This is a genomic window from Acidimicrobiales bacterium, assembly GCA_036378675.1.
Taxonomy (GTDB): domain Bacteria; phylum Actinomycetota; class Acidimicrobiia; order Acidimicrobiales; family Palsa-688; genus DASUWA01.
Genome location: DASUWA010000018.1, coordinates 22,052 through 28,852 on the forward strand (window position 1 = coordinate 22,052; position 6,801 = coordinate 28,852).

The 6,801-nt window shown below is 65.0% G+C and carries 8 protein-coding genes; 4 read left to right on the top strand and 4 right to left on the bottom strand.

Annotated elements, in window-relative coordinates; all coding sequences use genetic code 11:
• Window positions 1-21: 21 nt before the first annotated feature.
• Complete coding sequence (locus tag VFZ97_07560; protein HEX6393283.1) at window positions 22-789, top strand: GAF domain-containing protein; 768 nt, start codon at window positions 22-24, stop codon at window positions 787-789.
• Window positions 786-1,079: a helix-turn-helix transcriptional regulator gene (locus VFZ97_07565; GenBank protein ID HEX6393284.1), complete on the top strand. Its 294-nt coding sequence runs from the start codon at window positions 786-788 to the stop codon at window positions 1,077-1,079. The genes VFZ97_07560 and VFZ97_07565 overlap by 4 nt, the downstream gene beginning before the upstream one ends.
• 87 nt (window positions 1,080-1,166) lie before the next feature.
• On the opposite strand, the gene VFZ97_07570 is transcribed toward VFZ97_07565, so the two are convergent.
• The 4 genes from VFZ97_07570 to VFZ97_07585 form a co-directional block, all read right to left on the bottom strand.
• Window positions 1,167-1,895, bottom strand: a complete 729-nt coding sequence (locus VFZ97_07570; protein HEX6393285.1) for an MBL fold metallo-hydrolase — start codon at window positions 1,893-1,895, stop codon at window positions 1,167-1,169.
• Window positions 1,895-2,653, bottom strand: coding sequence for a maleylpyruvate isomerase family mycothiol-dependent enzyme (locus tag VFZ97_07575; protein ID HEX6393286.1), 759 nt, complete (start codon window positions 2,651-2,653; stop codon window positions 1,895-1,897). Before VFZ97_07575 ends, VFZ97_07570 begins: the two co-directional genes overlap by 1 nt.
• The gene (locus VFZ97_07580) at window positions 2,650-3,255 is read right to left on the bottom strand and encodes a TetR/AcrR family transcriptional regulator (GenBank protein ID HEX6393287.1); all 606 of its coding nucleotides are present in this window, start codon (window positions 3,253-3,255) and stop codon (window positions 2,650-2,652) included. Before VFZ97_07580 ends, VFZ97_07575 begins: the two co-directional genes overlap by 4 nt.
• Before the next feature lie 133 nt (window positions 3,256-3,388).
• Entirely contained in the window at window positions 3,389-4,429 is a 1,041-nt protein-coding gene (locus VFZ97_07585; GenBank protein ID HEX6393288.1) for a helix-turn-helix transcriptional regulator, read from the bottom strand.
• 69 nt (window positions 4,430-4,498) lie between these two features.
• Here VFZ97_07585 and VFZ97_07590 point away from each other — a divergent pair, with 69 nt between their 5' ends.
• Both VFZ97_07590 and VFZ97_07595 read left to right on the top strand, forming a co-directional pair.
• A complete protein-coding gene (locus tag VFZ97_07590) occupies window positions 4,499-4,768 on the top strand; it encodes a hypothetical protein (GenBank protein HEX6393289.1) in 270 nt (89 codons plus the stop codon).
• 1,233 nt (window positions 4,769-6,001) lie between these two features.
• Window positions 6,002-6,280 carry a hypothetical protein gene (locus tag VFZ97_07595; protein HEX6393290.1) on the top strand — a complete coding sequence of 93 codons (279 nt, stop codon included), beginning with the start codon at window positions 6,002-6,004 and terminating at the stop codon, window positions 6,278-6,280.
• Window positions 6,281-6,801: the final 521 nt, after the last annotated feature.

A 6,801-nucleotide genomic window follows, 5' to 3' on the forward strand; every position in this document is an offset into this window, starting at 1 on the left:
CTGCAACCTATTCTTCCTATGGTGCGACCCGCGCAGAAGCGCCGAGGCCTCGACGAGCTAGGCCGACTCGCGAGCGCCGGGCTCAGCGTCGACGAATTCCGAGCCGCCTCGCTTTCCACACTGCGGCGCAGTGTGACAATCGATGCCGCCTTTTACGCGACCGTGGACGACGCGACGATGGTGATGACCTCTGCGCTCAGCGAGCACCCACTACTCGATGCGGCAGCCCGGTTCCTCGACAATGAGTACGGCGTGGCCGACGTAAACAAGTTCACCGACGTCGCCGACCTCACCAATGGCGTCGCCTCCCTTGACCAGGTCACCCGTGGTGACCGCCGGTTCAGCCCTCGCTACCGCGACGTCATGGCGCCCATCGGGCTTGGCGACGAAGTGCGCGTCGTGCTCCGTTCGCGAGGACGCTCCTGGGGGGTGCTGTGCCTGCACCGCGAGGCCGGCGAAGCCGGATTTGACGCCGATGAGGTGGCGTTCCTGGGAAGGGCTGGCACGATCCTCGGCGAGGGCCTCCGCCTCGCCGTCGCCACAGCGAGCGTATCCACCGGCAGTCCGACGCCGGGCGGGCCGGTGTTCTCATCCTGGATGCCAACCTCGAGGTCGTATCGACCAATCCGCAGGCGGAACGATGGCTCGAAGCGGTCGACGACCGCGGCTGGTCACCTTCGATACACCTTCCCGTCGCTGTCTTGGCCGCAGCTGCCGCCGCTCGCGCCGTTACCGCCGATCGGGCGGCAACGCGCACACGAGTCCTCCGCCGAGACGGCGGATGGATGACCGTCCAAGCATCACCGCTCAGTGGTTCGGCCGCCCACACGGTCGTTGTCCTCGACGGACCCGAAGCCGACGAGCTCACCTCCTTGGCGCTCGCGGTGTACGGCCTGACACCGGCTCAGAGTCGCGTCGCAACCCTCGTTCTCCGCGGGCGGTCAACCCAGCAGATCATGAACGAGCTCGCCATCTCCGCTAATACCGTTCAGGAACACTTGCGGGCGGCTTTCGACAAGGCCGGTGTTGGCAGCCGGCGCGAGCTCGTCGCAGTACTCATGGGTCAACGCACCCGATAGACGACTTCCCGCTGCTCGCGCCGACCCGGGACCCCGATTGTCAAAGATGACCCACCCGCCTGCCGATGGCCGGGTCGGGCTCCGCCCTCATCCGACCTCGGCCGACTGCTTCTCGAGGCGGGCCTTGTAGTCGTCAGCTAGGGCCAGGAGGGCCGACGCGCCGTCACCACGGAACGACGGGCCATGCATGAGGGCCAGCGTCGAGGGCCGGAGGTCGGCCAGCCCACGGATGGTTGGCGCCGTGCGCGGGGTCAGCGACGTGGCGCTCATCATGTCCTCAACGGCGGCCGCGGGAGTGACGATGTCGCCCTCGGTGATCGACGCGTCCCCTGTCTGGGCGAACAGATCTCCACACAGGAGTGTCCCGGTGGTCTCCTCGAAGAGGAGCCCGGCGTCCCATCCGTGCGGGACATGGGGGGTGTCGATCCAGCGCACACGCTTGGGGCCGAGGTCGAGGACCTCCCCGTTGGCCAGCGGGCGCGGCGGGCGGATGGCCTGGTCGTTGCCCGAGAGCATCGTGCCGATCGCCCCGACGGCCAGCTCGGCGTGGGGCGCGGCGGTCAGCCATTGGTTCAGAGCGCCCGACTCGTCGGCTTCCCAGTGACCGAAGGTGACCCAGCGAAGGGTCTCGACGGGAACGACAGTGTTCACCGCGTCAGACACGGACTGGAATGACTCTTTCAGCCCGGTGTGGAAGAGCAGGGGCTCGTCGCCCTTGACCAGGAACTGGTTGAACGTGAACCCGCCTGGGACGGCGTCGGTCAACGTCGACAGGCGGTAGATGCCGTCTGCAATCTCGGTGACTGTGGTTTCCATTACAGGGGTAGCTCCTTTTCGAGTAGGCCGGTGCCGGTGGCCCGGCCCGACAGGATCCAGATCCATTCGACTGCGTCGATGGTCAACTCTTCGCCTCCGCTACCACTAACGAACGTGCCTCCGGCGGGTCCTTCGAGGTGCAGCGTGAAAGCGAGGCCATGGACGCGGGCCCATTCTGCGGCCATGTGCTCGATGAGCCGCCCGTCATGGTCCGGGGTCAGGACCGGGTCGAGTCCCACCGCCCGGCAGATGTCGATTCGGTGCATCCAGGTGTCGCGGGTGAACGCCACGTCGATCAGGTACGAACCCATCGGCACGTTGCCGATCGGCGGCCCGAAATCCAGTGGGATGGGCCGCATGAACGGCGGGAACCGCTTGCGGCCCTTGAGGGCCTTGGGCCACGTCTCAGACCAGCGGCTCACGAGCTCAGCCGGCGTGACGTGCTCGCGTTCTTCGACCTGGACCTCGTTGATGCCGTGGACGAAGTGGTCGTATCCCTTCTCGGCCGCCCGCTTCTTGCCCCGGCGCATGGAGCTCACGAACACACGGAAGGAGGCATTGCTCTCGGCGAAGCCGAGCACGTGGGCCACCAGCTGGCGCACGTTCCAGTCCGTGCACACCGTCTGGGTGGACCAGTCGCCGGGCTGGAGCTGGCCGAGCATGTCCGTGAACCGCTGGTACTCGGTCTCGGCGAGCGCCATACCTTCTCGATGGCTGATCGGCGCGACGTCCTCGACTCGCACCATGGTCTCCTTCACGTGGTCCTCCCCTTTTTCTTGGGCTTGTCGACGTGGGCCAGGAACATGTCGACGACGTCGTCGACCCACCGGACCCACCGGTTCCCTCCGGGCTCGTTGGCGATCTGTTGCCAGACGATGCCCGAGATCAACGCGGTCCACAGGTCGAAGTACTCGAGCGGTATGCCGCACCGCTTCATGCGCGCCTTGCCCAGCTCCACGATGCGCACGGCGACGTCGTAGGTCTCCTGCGACGGTTCGAAACCGGGGATGGTGCGCATGAACAGCAGCTGCGCCCGCGCCGGGTCCTCGACGCCGAACTGGACGAACAGCCGCCCACCCGCCCGCAGGCCCTCAACGGGATCGGTGGGTTCCGGCTGGGCCTCGTAACGGGCCAGCAGCTCCAGGTTGCCCTGCAAGAACATGGCGTCGTAGATGGCGCGCTTGGAGTCGAAGTACGAGTACAACGACGGCGGCCGCATGCCGACGTTGGCCGCCAGGTCGCGCAGGTTCAGAGCAGCCAGGCCTTCAGCCCGCACCAGCTCCCAGGCTGCATCGAGAATCTCCGCCTTGGTCGCCTCCCGGCGTTCGGTACGCCTATCTCGGATCGGCTCTACAACCATCGTTTGTATAACCTAACTTAGTTAGGCAGATTGTCAAGAGGCATGGCACTAGGCACGTCGGAGTAGATCGCTCGGCGTGTACCGCACAAGTGGTGGCCCGGGTCCGTTGACTGCAGTCCGGGGCGGAGCAGATTCATTGTCCCGCGACGCGACTGAGCAGGGTTCGCCTGTTGCGAGTGTTGGTCTTCTCAAAGATCGACTTCAGGTGATCCTGCACGGTGTGCTCGGAGAGATACAGCTCTCGGGCAAGCGTCCGGGTGTCAGCACCGAGCGCTAACCGTTCGAGCAACTCCGTTTCGCGGGGGGTGAGCCCGTGACTCCGAGAGTAGAGGCTGCGCCGCTCTGCGGGTGAGGTCACCTCGATCGTGACCGCGACGTCGCGCTCGGCTGCCGGCACGTCCGAGTCGACGCGCGCCGCCCGGAACGTGAGCCACAAACCGCCAACCAGTCTGACCCGGGCAACCGGGGGGTGGGGATGAATCCCCGCCTCGTGAGCGAGAAGGGCGGCGGCGACGTTGTAGGCCCCGGCGGGGACAGGCTGGCGGTCGACCGCCGGCGGCAACAGGGCCCGAAGATACCCATCCGTCTCGGGGGTCTGGCCGCGCACCTCCAGTTCCGGCGAGAGGAACAACACCGCCGGTCCGGGCCGCTGGGCTGCGGGTGAGCGTTCGTCGAAGCTTCTGGCTTGGCAGCTCCGCAGTGCGGCAGTGATAACCGAGACGTCCTCGGTGAGGATCGCCAGCTCGCCGTCGCTGAAGGGCGCGTCGGCCTCAAGGCGCCACAGGTCGAGGAACGCCCAGATGCCGAACCGGTCCCGGAACACAATCGACGCGATATCGCCGACGCCGGCCGGCCCGAGCACCTCGCGGTAAAGAAGACTCTTCGCCGGATCGCCGCCGGTCGCCTGATACAGGGAAGCCACCGGCGTATCCATGCGGTCCCAACGGTTGACCGTCGTCAGATACCGGCGTCGCACCACCCCTGGCAGCTGCACCATGAGCGTGTCCGGCACCGTCGCCAGCGGGGCCGTAGCTACGTCGGTTTCGGGATCGATCAGCGCCCACACATGCGCGCGGAATGGCACCCGGCGGCGGAGGTCTTCGACCAGCGCAATGCGCAGCGGGCGTTCCTCGCCCTCGTAGTTCAGACATCGCCTTGCCACCTGCGCGGTCACTGCTCAAAGAGTAGGAAATCCCAACAACCTGGGATGGGCGCGAACCCTTCCGCTCGTCATGATCTGCGCATGACATCACTTCACATTGAGCACAGCGTCCACGACCTCGAGTCCTGGCTCGAAACCTTCCGATCCTTCGATGACTTCCGTGCCCAAGGCGGCGTCACCGCAGTCCAGGTTCGTCATGCGGTCGGGGACCCGAACTACATCGCAGTCGACCTCGAGTTCGACACGGTGGAACAGGCTCGGGCCTTCCTCGGCCAACTCGAGAGGCAGATCTGGCCCAACTCACAGCACTTCGAGGGCGCCCCTACCACCCGCATCCTCGAGACCATCTGACAACTGACCCCGCCCGTGCGCCGTCATCGCCCATCCGTATCGAGCGGTGACCGCACGGGGCGATTCGGGACTGTCCACCAAACGGTGTTTCCGGCTTGACACGCTGAGCCTTGAGCTCGGCGAGCGATTCCTATAGCCACTCCTGCCGGTCGCAGGAATTTAAATGTCGATTCGAGGAGGGAGTCTTGCTCAGCGGGTCCAAGCGTCTCAAGGACGTAGGAGAGCAGGGCAAAATCAACTGACGCACTGGGGAGATCCGCATCCTCCACCTTCCGCGGTATGTATTCCAAGTTGATTTCCGAACTCATAGCGTCCTGGAGTGCGAGTGCGCGTCTGAGGTCCGGGTCAACAGATGCGACGTAGTCGACGTGGGGCGCCAGTGCTACCGATATCTGCCCGTCACCAGCGCCAACATCGATAATCCTTCGGGCACCCTGGAGCTCAATGGCATCGAGCAGAAGATTGATGGCCCAACGTCGACTGTTCGTCGCCTGCAGATACGAGAGCTCAAGATTCGGTTCATTCGATGTCGCTGTCTGCCAGCCAAGCTCAGCGGGTAGCACCACGCATGACATTCTGGTCCAGCCAGTCGGACCAGGAATGGGTAGCTAATGGGTGGAAGTTGCGCCGGTTGCGCCGGTCGGACGTCTGCTGGTGGCTGGCTGGGTCCCTCCCCCCACCATTGCCTTCAGCGAAGAACCTTGAGTGTAGAGAACCTCCTCGGCGCAGGGCAGGTCGGCACCGTGGTCACCGCTCTCCAGGCAACCCGGCCGCGAACATCGCCCGCACGTCGGCGGCCCGGCAGTCACTGAAGGCGTCGGCACGCCCTACACGGACCTCTTCGGCGAGGCCGCATGTGCCTCAAGTGCCAGCGGGCTACCAGCTGCATCTAGAGGGTTGCCCGATAACCCGGATGGAGGAGCCCCGATCGCCGCAGGCCCCCTGCGGCATAAATGCCGGTGGGGGAGCACTTGAAATGGCGTAAAGGACCGCTAGTTCGGGCACGCTTGCGGCCCGTGTAGCCGACGGACGCAGGGCCAACGTCGGAGAGGTTTACGTAATAGTGGGAAGTCCCGACCGCTGCCGCTATCTCTGACGGTCGCGAGGCGTTCGCCCAGGTCAACGAGCCGCGCGACGTCGGGGGCTACTTTCTGCTGATATCAAGGCAACTTGATGAGCTGTGCAAAAGACGCGAATCGGCAGGCCGAGCGGGACTCCCACCTTGAGTTGGGGGTGCAACTGACCTTGGTGCCCGGAGTCGCCGTCGCTGCCGACCGCGCGGTTCGGCTGGTCGGCCTCGCGGCCGACGAAGACCCTGAGCTTGGGCTGCTCGGAGTGCTAGGCCTACGACAAGTGGCACAGGTCTGCGAGGAGCAACAGGTTCGCCAAGCACGAGCGGCCGGATGGACTTGGGCCCAGATAGCGACCGCATTGGAGGTCAGCCCTCAGGCTGTGCATCAACGTCATGCAGCCCGACTGGCCACCTCTGTGCTGCCAGAGCGCTGTACCTAGGGAAGGCCGTCGGCACGTACTTGCCGTCAGGCCGCCAGAACCAAATGACAGCGTCCACCTGTCCGACTTGTGTCTTAGACGTGCCGACGACCAGTCCCCGTCGTTAATGCGAAGCGCCGCCGTAAGGCGCCGCCGAGGCCCGGTAGTACCTGGACCTGATAGCCAGAGGTCGCCGCAGGCTTGGCGTTCGAAACCAAACCGACCACGCTGGACAAGAGCGCCACAGCGAAGAGAACACCTATGACCGGCGACCCTGCGTGACGATCCTGCTTGTCCGAAAAACGATGTTCTGCGCCGCTTCCATACTCGGCGAGGAATGGCCATCAGCGGCTCTTGGCGTCTCTTGGCGTAACCGTGTGTGTTCTGGAGCGCATTGGCTTAGCAGTAGGTGGCGATGATGGTGCCGGTGCCGTGGTTGCTCGGGTCGGGTGCGTAGCCGGGGTTTGTTTTGACCACGACGATGTGTGCCGTGTTTCCCGATATGGTGCTGCCTGTTTGATTGACCTGGCTGGTGACGAGAA